The sequence below is a fragment of the Streptomyces sp. WAC04114 genome, from assembly GCF_019733245.1.
Lineage (GTDB): Bacteria > Actinomycetota > Actinomycetes > Streptomycetales > Streptomycetaceae > Streptomyces > Streptomyces massasporeus_A.
The window spans coordinates 102,504-115,885 of the sequence record NZ_JAIGQA010000004.1; the positions used below are offsets into that span (position 1 = coordinate 102,504).

At 72.1% G+C, this 13,382-nt stretch carries 14 protein-coding genes; 5 read left to right on the plus strand and 9 right to left on the minus strand.

Features of this window, described 5'->3' with window-relative positions:
• Window positions 1-150 precede the first annotated feature (150 nt).
• Window positions 151-879 (plus strand): 1-acyl-sn-glycerol-3-phosphate acyltransferase, encoded by a 729-nt coding sequence (locus K4G64_RS02770; protein WP_221754412.1) that lies wholly within the window; start codon window positions 151-153, stop codon window positions 877-879.
• A 55-nt stretch (window positions 880-934) separates the two neighbouring features.
• On the opposite strand, the gene K4G64_RS02775 is transcribed toward K4G64_RS02770, so the two are convergent.
• Together K4G64_RS02775 and K4G64_RS02780 are read right to left on the minus strand one after the other, a co-directional pair.
• The gene (locus tag K4G64_RS02775) at window positions 935-1,636 is read right to left on the minus strand and encodes a B3/4 domain-containing protein (protein ID WP_221754413.1); all 702 of its coding nucleotides are present in this window, start codon (window positions 1,634-1,636) and stop codon (window positions 935-937) included.
• Between the two features lie 10 nt (window positions 1,637-1,646).
• The gene (locus tag K4G64_RS02780) at window positions 1,647-2,219 is read right to left on the minus strand and encodes a transglutaminase family protein (protein ID WP_221754414.1); all 573 of its coding nucleotides are present in this window, start codon (window positions 2,217-2,219) and stop codon (window positions 1,647-1,649) included.
• A 172-nt stretch (window positions 2,220-2,391) separates the two neighbouring features.
• On the opposite strand from K4G64_RS02780, the gene K4G64_RS02785 reads away from it, so the two are divergent.
• The gene (locus K4G64_RS02785) at window positions 2,392-3,765 is read left to right on the plus strand and encodes a hypothetical protein (protein ID WP_221754415.1); all 1,374 of its coding nucleotides are present in this window, start codon (window positions 2,392-2,394) and stop codon (window positions 3,763-3,765) included.
• Window positions 3,766-3,774: 9 nt separating this feature from the next.
• Here the strand turns inward: K4G64_RS02785 and K4G64_RS02790 are convergent, their stop codons facing one another.
• Genes K4G64_RS02790 through K4G64_RS02800 form a run of 3 tightly spaced genes read right to left on the minus strand, consistent with a single transcriptional unit; the run spans window position 3,775 to window position 7,027 of the window.
• The gene (locus K4G64_RS02790; protein WP_221754416.1) at window positions 3,775-4,845 is read right to left on the minus strand and encodes a low specificity L-threonine aldolase; all 1,071 of its coding nucleotides are present in this window, start codon (window positions 4,843-4,845) and stop codon (window positions 3,775-3,777) included.
• Window positions 4,842-5,588 carry an SDR family NAD(P)-dependent oxidoreductase gene (locus tag K4G64_RS02795; RefSeq protein WP_221754426.1) on the minus strand — a complete coding sequence of 249 codons (747 nt, stop codon included), beginning with the start codon at window positions 5,586-5,588 and terminating at the stop codon, window positions 4,842-4,844. The genes K4G64_RS02790 and K4G64_RS02795 overlap by 4 nt, the downstream gene beginning before the upstream one ends.
• A 41-nt stretch (window positions 5,589-5,629) precedes the next feature.
• Window positions 5,630-7,027: a DUF6421 family protein gene (locus tag K4G64_RS02800; protein ID WP_221754417.1), complete on the minus strand. Its 1,398-nt coding sequence runs from the start codon at window positions 7,025-7,027 to the stop codon at window positions 5,630-5,632.
• A gap of 249 nt (window positions 7,028-7,276) precedes the next feature.
• Between K4G64_RS02800 and K4G64_RS02805 the strand changes: the two genes are divergently transcribed.
• Window positions 7,277-7,960 carry a glycerophosphodiester phosphodiesterase family protein gene (locus K4G64_RS02805; protein ID WP_221754418.1) on the plus strand — a complete coding sequence of 228 codons (684 nt, stop codon included), beginning with the start codon at window positions 7,277-7,279 and terminating at the stop codon, window positions 7,958-7,960.
• Here K4G64_RS02805 and K4G64_RS02810 read toward each other — a convergent pair.
• Entirely contained in the window at window positions 7,950-8,504 is a 555-nt protein-coding gene (locus tag K4G64_RS02810; RefSeq protein WP_221754419.1) for a GNAT family N-acetyltransferase, read from the minus strand. The two genes, K4G64_RS02805 and K4G64_RS02810, sit on opposite strands and share 11 nt — an antisense overlap.
• A 71-nt stretch (window positions 8,505-8,575) precedes the next feature.
• Between K4G64_RS02810 and K4G64_RS02815 the strand changes: the two genes are divergently transcribed.
• A complete protein-coding gene (locus K4G64_RS02815; RefSeq protein WP_221754420.1) occupies window positions 8,576-8,968 on the plus strand; it encodes a VOC family protein in 393 nt (130 codons plus the stop codon).
• Here the strand turns inward: K4G64_RS02815 and K4G64_RS02820 are convergent.
• On the minus strand, window positions 8,950-9,885 hold the full coding sequence (locus tag K4G64_RS02820) for an N-acetyltransferase (RefSeq protein WP_221754421.1): 936 nt from the start codon (window positions 9,883-9,885) through the stop codon (window positions 8,950-8,952). The two genes, K4G64_RS02815 and K4G64_RS02820, sit on opposite strands and share 19 nt — an antisense overlap.
• Window positions 9,886-10,071: 186 nt before the next feature.
• On the opposite strand from K4G64_RS02820, the gene K4G64_RS02825 reads away from it, so the two are divergent.
• A complete protein-coding gene (locus tag K4G64_RS02825; protein ID WP_221754422.1) occupies window positions 10,072-10,833 on the plus strand; it encodes a VOC family protein in 762 nt (253 codons plus the stop codon).
• A 145-nt stretch (window positions 10,834-10,978) separates the two neighbouring features.
• Here K4G64_RS02825 and K4G64_RS02830 read toward each other — a convergent pair whose 3' ends face one another.
• Together K4G64_RS02830 and K4G64_RS02835 are read right to left on the minus strand one after the other, a co-directional pair.
• On the minus strand, window positions 10,979-11,521 hold the full coding sequence (locus K4G64_RS02830; protein ID WP_221754427.1) for a MarR family winged helix-turn-helix transcriptional regulator: 543 nt from the start codon (window positions 11,519-11,521) through the stop codon (window positions 10,979-10,981).
• A 221-nt stretch (window positions 11,522-11,742) separates the two neighbouring features.
• Window positions 11,743-13,347, minus strand: a complete 1,605-nt coding sequence (locus K4G64_RS02835) for an FUSC family protein (RefSeq protein WP_221754428.1) — start codon at window positions 13,345-13,347, stop codon at window positions 11,743-11,745.
• Window positions 13,348-13,382 lie beyond the last annotated feature (35 nt).

Sequence of the window (13,382 nt, forward strand, 5' to 3'; positions counted from 1 at the left end):
ACGTGACGAGAATCTCGCCGCCTACGGGCACGAGGACTGGCTACCCGGCCGTTCTTGGGGCACGATCTGCGACAAGCCGTAAACCTACGGCTGCGTAACTTTCCACTGGGAATCCCTTCCCAGGCAGAGCAGGAAGGGTCCGACCCGCCCATGGCAGAGCTCGTCTACCGTCCCGTCGTCGGTTTCGCCCGCACGCTGTTCAAGGTGTGGGACCTCAAGATCGACCTCCAGGGTTCGGAGAACATCCCGCGCTCGGGCGGCGCCGTGCTGGTGAGCAATCACATCAGCTACCTGGACTTCGTCTTCGACGGCCTGGCGGCGCTGCCGCAGAAACGTCTCGTGCGTTTCATGGCGAAGGAGTCCGTCTTCCGGCACCGGATCTCCGGCCCGCTGATGCGCGGCATGAAGCACATCCCGGTGGACCGCAAGCAGGGCGAGGCGGCCTACGCGCACGCCCTGGACTCGCTGCGGTCGGGCGAGATCGTCGGGGTCTTCCCGGAGGCGACGATCTCGCAGTCGTTCACACTGAAGAGCTTCAAGTCGGGTGCGGCGCGCCTGGCCCAGGAGGCCGGCGTGCCGCTGATCCCGATGGCGGTGTGGGGCACGCAGCGGCTGTGGACCAAGGGCCACCCGCGCAACTTCAAGCGCAGCCACATCCCCATCACGATCCGGGTGGGCGAGGCGATCGAGGCCTCCCGCGACAAGTACGCGGGTGCCATCACGCGCCAGCTGCGCGAGCGCGTCCAGGAGCTCCTGGAGGCCGCTCAGCGCGCCTACCCCGTCCGCCCCAAGGGTCCGGACGACACCTGGTGGATGCCCGCCCACCTCGGCGGCACGGCCCCGACGCCGGAGCAGGTGCGGGAGGCCGAGGCGCGCTGACGCCCGGGCGGCCGGGGTTCGGGCCGAGGCGCACGGACGCCCGTCCGGCCGGGACTCAGGCCGAGGGCTCCGGAGCGCGGACGGCGATGTCCGCTCCCGGGCTGAACTCCGCCAGCAGTCCGGCGAGTTCCTCCGCGGCCGACGTCACCTCGGCGACCGGCATCGGCGCCAGGCTCTCCAGCAGGAAGACGCCCGACGTCGTCTCCTCGGTGAGCCGGGTGCGCGGGCCCTGGCGCCAGTTCCAGCGGCGGCAGGTCACGCCCGCGTCGTCGCACCACACCACTTCGCCCGCGTCGGGGTGCTCGACGGTCTCCTCGCCCCCGGCCACGGTCACGAAGTCCTCCCGCCCCGTGGCGCGGACCAAGCGCATGCCGCCCTCGACGCGGCCGATGTCCTCGCCACCGACGGGGATCAGACGGGCGACGGAGACGGCGTTGTAGAGGTCGACGAGCAGGTTGATGCGGGGCAGCCCGGCGCCCGAGAGGGCCCGCTTGGCCAGCGCCTCCGCCGAGTTGCGGGTCCGGGACGGCTTCGAGCCGAACGCCGTGTAGACCTGGCGCCAGGCGGCCATGTGCGGGTCCTCGTGCGGGGCGCGGCCGTCCAGTCGCGCGGCGAGCCGGCGGGCCGCGTCGTCCAGCAGGGCCGAACCGGCCTCGGTGCTCGGCCCGTTGACCAGGCCGTGCGCCTCGATCGCGACGTGGGTGAAGCCGGGCGCGAGGGCGCGTACGTCGTCGGACACGGTCAGCGTGAGCGTCATGGTCGTTGCCTCAGAGTGCGGTGGGGAGCGTCTGCCACAGGCGCGGCCGGTCGCGAGCCGCCGTGAGGGCGCCCAGTACGACCGGATGCGGTGCTGCATACAGTACCGGGTAGTCCAGTTCATTGGACGCCGGGTCGGGCGTGAAGGCGAGCCGCTCACCGTCGAGGGAGAACCGGGCGTCGACGCCGGGCTTGTTGCCCCGGGGGTCCTGCCGGTGCCACGCACCGTTGAACCGCACGGCGACCAGCCCGTGCACCTCGTCAAACCTCTGGTAGCACAGCGCGGTGGGGATGTCCTCGGCCCGCAGCAGCGCGGTCAGCGCGTGGGCCTTGGCGTAGCAGATGCCGGTGCGCTGCTCCAGGACGTCGGAAGCGCGCCAGGTGACGCGGAGATCACCGGAGTCCTGCGAGTGCGGGATGCCGTCGCGCACGAACTCGAAGGCCACGCGCGCATACTCATACGAGTCAGCCACCCCCTCGGCGAGTTTCGCCGCCGTCTCACGCACAAGCGGATGGTGGTGGTCGATCGCCTCGTCGGCGGCCAGGTAGGCGGAGAGGTCCGGGGTCTGCTGGATCATCTGCATGCGCGCAGAGCTTAGAGAGACGCCTGCCGCCCGGTCAATCATTTTCCGATCCACTGCATACCTATGCACACCAGAGAAGAACGGCTGAACTCCGCCGCAACCTGTCGCGCCGTCACAACCCTTCCGCCGGGCCGCGGGTCTCGGAGCCGCGGACCAGTGACGAGGAGAAGACATGAGACATCTGCAGCGCCTGCTCGCAGCGGCGGTCGCCTGTGGCGCACTGGCGGCGGCCGGTGCCGGGACCGGGCCCGCCCACGCCCTGGACAACGAGTTGTGGATCAGCGCACCGTACGAGACGGTGCTGCCCGGTGCGGACGCGGGCGGCAGCGCGCCGGAACGCAGCCTGGACGTGTCGGTCAGCCGCGATGTCGCCGAGGGCCGAGTGCCCGCCGGGCGGCTGACCGTCGACGTCAGCGAGATCGCGGGCTTCGCGCGGGTGTCGTGGCCCTCGAACTGCGAGCCCGCGTCGGAGACCCGGGCGGTCTGCGCCTTCCCGGAGATGCCGGACGGGACGGACAGCGTGCGGGCGGCCACGTTCGGGCTGCGCGCGCTGCCGGGGGCCGACGTCACGTCCTCCGGCCGGGTGCGGTACTCGGCCACCGCGGGCGACCTGACGTCCCACGCCGGTGAGACCCGGGTCGGCATGGGCAACGGACCGGACCTCGGGCTCAGCGAGGCACCTCACCAGCGGGACCTCAGGCCGGGCACCGTGACGAGCGTACGGGCGACGCTGGCCAACACCGGAAACCGCACCGCGGAGCGCACCCTGCTGTGGATCAACGCCTCCTACGGGCTGCGCTTCACGGAACGGCACGCGAACTGCGAGTACCGGGAGCACGAGACCGGCACCGGCGCCCTGTGCGTGCTGGACGAGGCGGTGGCACCGGGACAGCGGTTCGCGCTGGACACCGAACTCGGCGTCGGCCGGAAGGCGTTGTACGAGCGGTTCGACCACTCCGTGCAGCCCTACTCGGACGAGGCCCTGGCCGAGGCCCGCGGCGAGTGGGCATGGACCCGGGGCACGGGCACCGAACTGGACCTGCGCCCCGCGACCGGCGCCAGGGCCTCGGCGGCGGAGCCCGACATCGACCCGCAGGACAACTACGGGTCCGTCATCCTCGACGCCCGCAACACCGCCGACCTGAAGCTCACCGGCAGCAGGGTGCGCGGGGCCGCCAGCGACACGGTGACCGCGAAGATCACCGTGCACAACCGCGGCCCGGCCTGGGTGGCGTCGATCGGCGCGGGCGCCGCCGTGGCCACGGTGCGGTTCCAGGCCCCGGAGGGCACCACCGTCGGCACCCTGCCGGAGGACAGGTGCTGGACGGCCAAGGACGACACCTCCCCGACCACCCACTACTGCCGGACGCCGATCTACCTGCACGACAACGCGTCGTACACGTTCGAGATCCCGCTGCGGATCGACCGTGTGGTGCGCGGAGCGCACACCACCGTCGCCACCCTCGACGACGATCCCGAGCTGAGCATCAGGAAGTTCGACCCGAACCTGCGCAACAACAGGACCGAGATCGTCGTCAACCGGTGAGTCCTCGGGTCAGCGGGCCATCTCCTCCTTCAGCGCCGCCACGAACGTGTCCACGTCCTCCTCGGTCGTGTCGAAGGCGCACATCCAGCGGACGTCGCCCGCGGCCTCGTCCCAGAAGTAGAAGCGGAACCGCTTCTGGAGGCGCTCGCTCACGTCGTGGGGCAGCCGGGCGAAGACCGCGTTGGCCTGCACGGGGTAGAGGATCTCCACGCCGTGCACGGCCCGGACGCCCTCGGCGAGGCGCTGGGCCATCTCGTTGGCGTGACCGGCGTTGCGCAGCCACAGGTCCCGGGCGAGCAGGGCCTCCAGCTGCACCGACACGAAGCGCATCTTGGAGGCGAGCTGCATGGACAGCTTGCGCAGGTGCTTCATGTGGCTGACGGCGTCCTGGTCGAGGACCACGACGGCCTCACCGAACAGGGCGCCGTTCTTCGTGCCGCCCAGGGAGAGGATGTCGACGCCGGCCGCGTTGGTGAGCGTCCGCATCGGGACGTTCAGGGTGGCGGCGGCATTGGCCAGCCGCGAGCCGTCCAGGTGCACCTTCATGCCGTGCGCGTGGGCGTGCTCGCAGATGGCGCGTATCTCCTCCGGCGTGTAGACCGTGCCCAGTTCGGTGGCCTGGGCGATGGAGACGACCTGCGGCATGGCGCGGTGCTCGTCGTCCCAGCCGTACGCCTGCCGGTCGATCAGCTCGGGCGTGAGCTTGCCGTCGGGCGCCGGAACGGTCAGCAGCTTCAGGCCGCCGACCCGCTCCGGGGCGCCGCACTCGTCGACGTTGATGTGTGCCGTCTCCGCGCAGATCACCGCGCCCCAGCGGTCGGTGACCGCCTGGAGCGCGACGACGTTCGCGCCGGTGCCGTTGAAGACCGGGAACGCCTCGGCCGTGGGCCCGAAGTGGCTGCGGACCACCTGCTGGAGGTTGTCGGTGTAGGCGTCCTCGCCGTAGGCGACCTGGTGCCCGCCGTTGGCCAGGGCCAGGGCGGCGAGCACCTCCGGGTGGGCCCCGGCGTAGTTGTCGCTGGCGAAACCGCGGACCTCGGGGTCGTGATGACGGCGCGCGTCGGTCTTCGGCGGGTTCACGGCTTCTCGGTGAGCCACAGACGTTTTCCGTTCACTTCGGCGGCGGGCTTGTCCCAGATCTCGGTGATGGCCTCGGCCAGGTCCTTGACGTCGGTGAAGCCCGCGAACTTCGCGTTGGGCCGGTCGGCGCGCATCGCGTCGTGGACCAGCGCCTTCACCACCAGGATCGCGGCAGCCGACGTCGGCCCCTCGGCGCCCCCGGCCTTGCGGAAGTAGTCCGCCATGGCCAGCGTCCAGGCCTCGGCCGCCGCCTTGCCGGCCGCGTAGGCGGCGTTGCCCGCGGTGGGCTTGCTGGCGCCCGCGGCGCTGATCAGCACGTACCGGCCGCGGTCACTGCGCTGCAGCCCCTCGTGGAAGGCGAGGGACGTGTGCTGCACCGTGCGGACCAGCAGCATCTCCAGGAAATCCCAGTCGTCGAGGCTGGTCCGGGTGAAGGTCTCACTGCCGCGCCAGCCGCCCACGAGATGGACCAGGCCGTCGACGCGGCCGAAGTCCTTCTCGATGTGGGTGGCCCAGTCGCGGGTGGCGCCCAGATCCAGCAGATCGACCGTGTCACCGGTGACGGTGGCGCCGCCGGTCGCGTAGCGCGCCGCGTCCACCGCCTCCGCCAGCCGCTCCGGATCGTTGTCCGACCCGATGACGGTGGCTCCCGCCTCGGCCAGCCTGAGCAGCGCGGCCCGGCCGGCGGGCCCGCCCGCTCCGGCCACCGCGATCACCGCACCGCTGAGCGCCCCGTTCCCCATGATCTTCGCCTCCTGAGCAGTGTTCCCGGTACGCCGATCGCTCACGCGGCGATCCGCTCGGCGCTGTCCGCCGTAATGCCCTTGGTGGAGGCGATCACGTTCTTCAGCTTCTTGGACAGTGCCTCATAGAACATGCTCAGCGGAAACTCGTCCGGAAGCACGTCATCGACGAGTTTGCGGGGCGGCAGCGTCGTGTCCAGGGCGTCGGGGCCCTTGGCCCACTTGGAGCCCGGGTGCGGGGAGAGGTAGGTGGAGACCAGCTCGTACCCGGCGAACCAGTGGACGAGCTTGGGGCGGTCGATGCCGTCGCGGTACAGGTCCTCGATCTCGGCGCACAGCTGGTTGGTGACCTGCGGGGCGCGCTCCCAGTCGATGGTGAGCCTGTTGTCGGTCCAGCGGACGACGTCGTGCTTGTGCAGGTAGGCGAAGAGGAGCTGGCCGCCGAGGCCGTCGTAGTTGCGCACGCGCTCGCCGGTGACCGGGAAGCGGAACATGCGGTCGAAGAGGACCGCGACCTGCACGTCACGCGCCTGCGGGACGCCGTCCGCCTCCAGCTTCACGGCCTCCTTGAAGGCGGTGAGGTCGCAGCGCAGCTCCTCCAGGCCGTACATCCAGAACGGCTGGCGCTGCTTGATCATGAACGGGTCGAAGGGCAGGTCGCCGTGGCTGTGGGTGCGGTCGTGGACCATGTCCCACAGGACGAACGCCTCCTCGCAGCGCTTCTGGTCGTGCACCATCGCGGCGACGTCCTCGGGCAGCTCCAGGCTCAGGATGTCGACGGCGGCGTCGGTCACCCGGCGGAAGCGGGCGGCCTCGCGGTCACAGAAGATGCCGCCCCAGGTGAACCGCTCCGGCGCCTCGCGCACGGCGATGGTCTCGGGGAACAGGACGGCCGAGTTGGTGTCGTAGCCGGAGGTGAAGTCCTCGAACTTGATGCCGCAGAACAACGGGTTGTCGTAGCGGGTGCGCTCCAGCTCGGCCAGCCAGTCCGGCCAGACCATGCGCAGCACGACCGCCTCGAGGTTGCGGTCAGGGTTGCCGTTCTGCGTGTACATGGGAAAGACGACGAGGTGCTGGAGGCCGTCCGCACGGTTCGCGGCGGGCTGGAAGGCCAGCAGCGAGTCGAGGAAGTCGGGCACCTGGAAGCCGCCGTCGGCCCACCGCGTCAGGTCCTTGACCAGGGCCTCGTGGTAGGCACCGTCGTGCGGGAGGAGCGGGGAGAGCTCCAGGACCGCGTCGGCGACCTGTCGGACCGCGAGCTCGGCGTCGGCCGGGCCGGGCGCGCCCTCGGCGTCGAAGTCGATCGACCCGTCCTTGGACTGCCATGGCCGGATCCGCTCCACGGCATCCTTGAGCACGGGCCATGCCGGGTGCTCCACCACCCTGGCCACGGGAGGAAGACCTTCCTCCGAACCCACCTGCACAAGAATTTCCGTCATGTCCCACCTTCCACGGGAGAATCTCACGTATGCAGACCGTATACACACGAGGTTCCTCCCAGCAAGGGTGAACCCGGGAAAATATCCTGCCCGACCCTCTCCTTCACCGCACTTTTTCCTGCCGGTCACGCTTATGCCCGGATGCACAGCGACCATGCCCTCACTCTCTGCACAGGGCGGGTCCAGGCGATACGGTCAGGGGGGCCGTCAGGCCCCCAGTGCCGCCTGTCGACGGAAGAGAGTCGCGTCTTGAACTTCCTCACCATCGGTCACCGCGGAATCATGGGTGTGGAACCCGAGAACACCCTCCGGTCCTTCGTCGCCGCCCAGGAGGCGGGGCTCGACGCCATCGAACTCGATCTGCACCTGAGCAAGGACGGCGCGCTCGTCGTCATGCACGACACGGATGTGGACCGTACGACCGACGGCACCGGGCCGATCGCCGAGAAGACCCTCGCGGAGCTGCGGGCCCTGGACGCGGGCCGGGGCGAGCGGGTCCCGGTGTTCGAGGAGGTCCTGGAGGCCGTGCAGGCGCCGCTCCAGGCGGAGATCAAGGACAAGCAGGCGGCGCGCGCCCTGGCCGAGGTCATGAACGAGCGCGGACTGGCCGGCCGGGTGGAGGTGTCCTCGTTCCACGACGAGGCGATCGCCGAGATCAAGCCACTCGTGCCCGGGGTGCGCACGGCGCTGATCGCCAGCCGCTACGGCACGGACATCGTGGACCGGGCCGTCGAGGCCCGTGCCGAGACCGTCTGCCTGAACATCCGCCGGCTCACCCTGGAGATCGTGGAGCGGGCCCGCAAGGCCGACCTGAGGATCATCGGCTGGGTGGTCAACACGCAGGATCAGCTGCGGCTCGTCCGGGCGTTCGGCCTGGACGGCGCGACCACCGACCACCCGGACATCAAGCGCACGGGCCGTTTCACGGCGTAGACGACGGGCCGAGCTCCTTGACCAGCAGCTCGAACTGCAGGTCGTCGCGCTGCGGGACCCCGAAGCGCTCGTCGCCGTACGGGAACGGGGTCATCCGTCCCGTACGGCGGTAGCCGCGCCGCTCGTACCAGGCGATGAGGTCGTCGCGCACGGAGATCACGGTCATCTGCATCTCCCGCACGCCCCAGGTCGCGCGGGCCTGCCGCTCCGCCTCCGCGATGATCACCTTGCCGAGGCCCGCGCCCTGGAGCAGGGGACTGACGGCGAACATTCCGAAGTAGGCGTTCTCGCCCTGGTGCTCCAGCTGGCAGCAGGCGACGATCCTGCCCTCCCGCTCCACGGCCATGAGCCGGCTGTCGGGCGACTCGATGACCTCCAGCACCCCCTCCGGGTCGGTCCGCTGCCCCTGGAGGATGTCCGCCTCGGTGGTCCACCCGGCCCGGCTGTCGTCGCCGCGGTACGCCGACTCGATCAGCGCGACCAGTTCGTCGACGTCGGCGTCGGTGGCATCGCGGAAGGTCAGGGTGGTGGTGGCGGTCTCCATGGGCGTATGTCTCCGTTTTCCGGCACGGCTCGGGCAGGGATGAGCGTAACGCCGCAACTAAGCTCCGCTGCATGGTGCATGTACTCAGCAGCCGGATCCTGCTCCGCCCCACCGACCCCGAGCGGTCCCGGGCCTTCTACGGCGAGCAGCTCGGCCTCGCCGTCTACCGAGAGTTCGGAACGGGGCCGGAGCGCGGCACGGTCTTCTTCATGGGTGGCGGCTTCCTGGAGGTCTCGGGCCGGTCCGAGACGCCCCCGGTGCCCGCGGTCCGGCTGTGGCTGCAGGTGGACGACGTGACGGCGGCACAGGAGGAACTGCGGGCGAAGGGCGTGGACATCGTGCGGCCGCCGGCCAAGGAGCCCTGGGGGCTGGTCGAGATGTGGATCGCGGATCCGGACGGGACACCGATCGTGCTGGTGGAGGTGCCGGCGGACCACCCGATGCGCTACCGGCCGGGTATCTGAGCTCGGTCCGGGCGGTGTTCCCAGCCCCGGTCGGTCCGGGTGAGTTCGCGAAAGCCCGCCCCGGCCAGGAGGGCGAGCGGGGCAGTGTCGGCGGCCGATTCGTAGGCGGCGAGCCGATCGACGCCGCACAGCCGCAGCCAGTCGGCTGCCCGGGCGAGGAGCCAGTGCTCCAGGCCGGTGCCGTGCTGTGCGGGGTCGATGTGCAGGTTGCCGATGTCGGCGAGACCGGCCGCGCGGGCGTGCCGTTCCGGGCGGGCCAGGGCCGTGTCGATCTCGATGTGTCCGAGGGTCCTGCCCGCCGCCCGGGCCGTGAAGCGGGTCCCGCACTCCCCCGGCGTGCGCTCGGCTGTGACACCCGGCCGGGGCTCGGCGGCCGGCAGGTCGGCCACCCGGGCGAGCAGGATGACCTCGGTGTCCCCGGTGTGCCGGAACCCCGCGCGTTCGTAGAGGGCCCGGATGTGGGGCCAGTTGCGGGGCAGGCCGTAGACGAGCGGGGCGGGCAGGGATCCGTCGGCGTACCGGACGCGGGCGCTCCAGCGGTCGAACCGGGCGAGGCACGCCCGCATCAGCAGGTCCGCGGCGAGGTCGGCGTCCGGCCAGAGGGACGCCGCCGGGCGGTGGACGAACCAGTTGATCTCGGCGGCGTCCCGGTAGTGAGCGCCGACCTCGGCGTCCGCCCGATAGCGCAGCAGATGGGCCGCGGCGAGGACGTGTCCGCGCTGCTCGGCGACGAGCGTCGTCCGCTCGGCCACCCACGGGTCCGTGATGAACTCGCCGGGCTGCCGCTCCAGGTCGCCCAGGACGGTGTTCACGGAGACGGAGACGCCGGGGACGACGGCCGCCACGTGCAGGTTGACCAGACTGGTCAGCTGGTCGCGGTCGGTCCGGCGGAAGGGGCGCACCTCGGGCGCGGGCATGGGTACCTCCGGGCGGGATGAAGGGAGCTGGAGGCCGCCACGCGGTGCGGTACGGGGCGAGGGTACGCCGGGGCCGCGGCGGCACACCAGTGGGTTTGCCCGGATGGCAGTCGGGCCGGGGGGCGGCTTAGCGTGCTGGAGGGGGACCCCCGGGGGCCTGTCCCCGCCGCTCGTGGAAGGAACGCCATGAAGCTCGACGCACCGGTGACCGGTGGCCCCTGCTGGACCGAGCTGGGGACCAGTGACCTGGACGCGGCCCGGCGGTTCTACACGCGGCTGTTCGGCTGGCGGCCGGAGACGGACGCGCGTCAGGAGGCCGGCGGCTACACCGTCGCGCACCTCGGGGACGCGGCCGTGGCCGCGCTCGCCCCGCTGTACCAGCCGTCGCAGCCGGTCGCGTGGAACGTGTCGTTCGCGGTGACCGACGCGGACGCCGCCGTCCGTGCGGTGACGGAGGCGGGCGGGACGCTGCTGCTGGGCCCGATGGACGTGTTCGACGTGGGCCGTTTCGCGGTGGCCGCCGATCCGGGCGGTGCCGTGTTCCAGCTGTGGCAGGCGGGAACCTTCCCTGGTGCCGGGCTGTTCAACGCGCCCGGGTCACTGGGCTGGGTGGAGCTGATGACGCGCGATCCGGAGGGGGCCGTGTCCTTCTACGCGCGGGTGTTCGGCTGGACGGTGGCTCCGTCGGACCGCTACACCCAGTTCGGCATCGGCGGCGCGGACTTCGGCGGCATGGTGACGATGGACGAGAAGTTCCCGCCCGAGGTGCCGGCGCACTGGCTGCCGTACTTCGCCGTCGCCGACGTGGACGACACCACCGCCGTCGTCCAGCAGCACGGCACGGTCCTGATGGTGCCCACCTCCGTGCCCGACGGACCGCGCATCGCGGTGCTCCGGGACCCGCAAGGGGCGATGTTCGGCGTGTACCGGGCGGGCGACGAGGGCTGAGACGACCGAGTGCGACGCGGGGGGACTGCCCTGGCAGCTCGGAACGGATCCTCGGAGAGCTGCTCGAGGGACGGCGCGACGGATTCGTGCCGGCCGGCAAGCCAGGGGCCGGTTCAGGTACGCGACGCCCCGGCCCAGGGCCGGTTCAGGTCCGCAGCGCGCCGAGCCGCCCTTCGAGCTGGCTGAGCAACTCGCCGAGCAGGGCGGCCAGTTCGCCCTGTTCGGGGCCGTCCATGCCGGACAGTACGGCGGTCTCGTAAGCGAGCTGGACGGGCAGAATGCCGTCGACCAGGTCGCGTCCGGCGTCGGTGAGGCGGAGATGGACGACCCGGCGGTCACGGGTGTCCCCGCGCCGCTCGACGAGACCGCGCTCGGTCAGCTGCTTGAGGCGTTTGGTGACGGCGGCTCCCGAGGAGAAGGTCTCCCGGGCCAGGTCCCCGGGTGTCAGCTCGTGTCCGGTGCGACGCAGCGCGCCCAGCAGATCGAACTCGGGCCGGCTGAGCCCGGCCCGGCGCAGCGGAGCGTCCTCGGCCTGCTGCAACAGCGCGGCACAGCGGTTGATCCGCCCGATGATCTCCATCGGCCCGGTGTCGAGCCCGGGCTGCACGGCCTGCCACTGCCGGACGACGGCGGCCACGGTGTCGCCCCGGCGGCCGTCGCCCGTGTCATCCGCGGCGGGAGTGCCGATGACCGGATCGTCTCCGGCGGCACCGCCGACCGGGACGGCCTCACCGCTGACAGGGCCGGCACCGGCGGCGATACCACGAACCGACTCGCCCTCACCGATGACACCGCCGGTGTGCGCTTCCGCGTCGGCCGCCCGCCCCCGCGCCACCGGTTCCGTCTCGTCCCCCGGCTGCGGGGCCCGTCCCCCGGCACTCCACGTGGGCGATGGTCCTTCGGTCGGCGTCATGGCCGTGCGTCCTCCGTTTCGGTGGCCGGGTCCCGGTCCGGGAGCAGGCCCTGGCGTCGGGCCGTCGCGGCGAGCGTACGGTGTCCGGACTGTTCGGCGAGCACGACCCGCTCCTGGGGCAGGGCCCGCTGCCACCATTCACCTGCGGCGGCGTCCACCGTGGCGCGCAGGTCGGACAGGGCGACGGCGAGGCCGCGGCGGGCGGATTCCAGGGCCGCGGGGCCGGGGTCCGGGTCGGCCAAGAGGCGGGCGGTGTGCTCGCGGGCCCGGTCGGCGGTGATCAGCGCGCGGTCGACGCGGTCACCCGCCCGCCGGTCGGTGACCGCGACGGCGGCGACGAACCCGACCAGCGCACCGACGACGGTGTCCACGACCCGCTCCGTCATCAGCGTTCCGGCCTCCTGGTATCCGGCGAACTCCGTGATGAGCAGGGCCATGGGCGTCACGCAGACGCTGCCGAGCCAGTAGTTCCGGCTGATCAGCACCTCCGCACCGAAGCTGAACGCCAGACAGCACAGCACGAGCGCGACCGGGCCCAGGTGCGCGAGCGGCACAACGGCCAGGAAGACGAGCACCCCGACGACGTTGCCCACGACTCGCTGGACGGCCCGGCTCCAGGTCAGGGCGATGTTCGCCTGGTACAGCGAGGCGGCGGTGACCAGTGCCCAGTAGGGGCGGCCGATCCCGAGGGCGAGGGAGGCGTAGCCGGCGAGCGCGCAGCCGAGCGCGGTGCGTGCCGCGAGCGGGGTGAGCGGGCCCAGCCGCGTCCAGAGGGGCCGGGCCGCATGCACGCCGAGCAGTTCGTCGGCGGCCGCGTGCGCAAGCCCGGCTTCGGGGACGGGGCCGGTACCGCGCAGCGAGCCCGCCCAGGTGCGCAGCCGGCCCGCGTCCGCCTCCGTCGGCGCCGCGAGGGCGACCTCGGCGCGGACGACGAGCCGTTCGAGGGCCCGCCGGGTCCGGGAGGGGGCGCGGGTGGACAGCAGTGACTGCCAGGCGGCCTGCACGGCGGCGTAGCCCGCGGCGCGGGCCCGGGCGTGGTCCTCCCCGGTGCCGCCGGTGTCGGCGTACGCGGCGGCGGCCTTCAGGGCCGTCGCGGTGGCGCGGCGCTCCGGTCCGTGCGGCCGGACCAGCGCGGGCGCCATGCAGACCAGCCAGGCCCACGCGCCCGTCGCGGTGGCCAGGGCCAGATGACCGGGCACCTGGGCGAGGGTCTGCGGTGCGAACAGGCAGGCGGAGCTGACGAAGGTGAGGACGACGTTGCCCGGCGGGCCGACCCGGGTGGCGTCGCACAGCACCTTCTGGGCGGCGGCCAGCAGCGCACCGACGGTGACCAGGACGACGGCGCTGCCGGTGAGCGAGGCCGAGACCAGCGCCACGGCGACCCCACCGAGCATGCCCAGCACCACCCACACCAGGACCCGGGCCCGGGCGGCGTAGGGCCGGTTGTGGGCGTACAGGGCGCACAGGGACCCGGCCATCGCGTACATCACGAGGTCGAGCCGGCCGAGCGCCAGGAGGGTGAAGGCGGGCGGGGCGATCGCCGCGACCACGCTCAGCGCGGGCTTGAACCAGATCTCCGAAGGCCTGCCGAGGCGCAGCACACCCGCCCCGCGTCTCCCCCTGGCGGGTGGGGTGG

Coding starts and splice junctions, on each gene's coding strand:
- K4G64_RS02770 (WP_221754412.1), top strand. CDS start 151: ATGGCAGAGCTCGTCTACCGTCCCGTCGTCGGTTTCGCCCGCACGCTG.
- K4G64_RS02795 (WP_221754426.1), bottom strand. CDS start 5,588: ATGGGGAACGGGGCGCTCAGCGGTGCGGTGATCGCGGTGGCCGGAGCG.
- K4G64_RS02775 (WP_221754413.1), bottom strand. CDS start 1,636: ATGACGCTCACGCTGACCGTGTCCGACGACGTACGCGCCCTCGCGCCC.
- K4G64_RS02820 (WP_221754421.1), bottom strand. CDS start 9,885: ATGCCCGCGCCCGAGGTGCGCCCCTTCCGCCGGACCGACCGCGACCAG.
- K4G64_RS02800 (WP_221754417.1), bottom strand. CDS start 7,027: ATGACGGAAATTCTTGTGCAGGTGGGTTCGGAGGAAGGTCTTCCTCCC.
- K4G64_RS02780 (WP_221754414.1), bottom strand. CDS start 2,219: ATGCAGATGATCCAGCAGACCCCGGACCTCTCCGCCTACCTGGCCGCC.
- K4G64_RS02810 (WP_221754419.1), bottom strand. CDS start 8,504: ATGGAGACCGCCACCACCACCCTGACCTTCCGCGATGCCACCGACGCC.
- K4G64_RS02815 (WP_221754420.1), top strand. CDS start 8,576: ATGGTGCATGTACTCAGCAGCCGGATCCTGCTCCGCCCCACCGACCCC.
- K4G64_RS02785 (WP_221754415.1), top strand. CDS start 2,392: ATGAGACATCTGCAGCGCCTGCTCGCAGCGGCGGTCGCCTGTGGCGCA.
- K4G64_RS02825 (WP_221754422.1), top strand. CDS start 10,072: ATGAAGCTCGACGCACCGGTGACCGGTGGCCCCTGCTGGACCGAGCTG.